The sequence below is a fragment of the Sedimenticola sp. genome (assembly GCF_050289425.1).
Classification (GTDB): Bacteria; Pseudomonadota; Gammaproteobacteria; order Chromatiales; family Chromatiaceae; genus Sedimenticola.
On the sequence record NZ_JBNKFS010000084.1, the window covers coordinates 1 to 544 of the forward strand.

At 39.0% G+C, this 544-nt stretch carries 1 tRNA gene; it reads left to right on the plus strand.

Features of this window, described 5'->3' with window-relative positions:
- The first annotated feature begins 271 nt into the window (after positions 1 to 271).
- A tRNA-Arg gene (locus ACQY5R_RS18320) sits at positions 272 to 348 on the plus strand.
- Positions 349 to 544 lie beyond the last annotated feature (196 nt).

Sequence of the window (544 nt, forward strand, 5' to 3'; positions counted from 1 at the left end):
CCATGTTGCAAATACTGTTGCTATTACTACAGGCAAAGGTAAGTGACGTCCAGCGACTGCATAATCTTTTACATTATGCACATCCTTAGCTGCGAGCAAACCGATGGCAACAGAAACAAGAATATAAGCAACAACGAACCAAATAAGCACTTGAAGTCCTAAATTTAAGTTAAAAAATTTACCGATTAGATTATTTCATAAATATATTTATCAATCTATGTCGATTAAGGGTTAACTTAATTATTTTTTATTGTATAATGCACGGCTCAACGCGCCCGTAGCTCAGCTGGATAGAGTACTTGGCTACGAACCAAGGGGTCAGGAGTTCGAATCTCTTCGGGCGTACCATATAAAACAAGGGGTTAGCATAAGCTAACCCCTTGTCATTTTACGGCATGTAGTGAATTTGTAACCTTTCCGTTCACTGCTTGTATCGTAGTAAAACGATCGACGTATTGTGTTAGATAGTCACTTGTGTAGTTGAGTTAGCTTTATAACTGAGCACATGGGTTACATGTTTGCCGAATTGTTCACGAATGGCTGC